The 291-nt window shown below is 51.2% G+C and carries 1 pseudogene; it reads left to right on the plus strand.

Annotated elements, in window-relative coordinates:
* Window positions 1-291: pseudogene (locus FTW16_RS20650) on the plus strand (gfo/Idh/MocA family oxidoreductase); the annotation flags it as partial.

Here is a 291-nt window from a genome sequence, read left to right on the forward strand (position 1 = left end):
TAGCGACAGGTGAGATCGGTGAGGTACGCTCTATTCAAGGTTCATACGTAGCTGCGATTGACCAGTTCGTGAACCCTGCGAGTAAAGGCGCACTGTACAACTTGGGTTGTTATCCAATGTCGCTGATTCACTCTGTTGCGCAGCAGCAATTTGGCGAGAGCGTGTTCGATGAGATGCAAATTTCAGCAATCGGTCGACGAGGCCAAGATGGCAATATTTGTGAATCGTCGGCGATGATGCGCTTCAACGACCGTTTTACCGCGCAAATCCACACCGCAGAAGACCACGGCT

This window comes from Vibrio sp. T20 (assembly GCF_007858795.1).
Lineage (GTDB): Bacteria > Pseudomonadota > Gammaproteobacteria > Enterobacterales > Vibrionaceae > Vibrio > Vibrio satsumensis.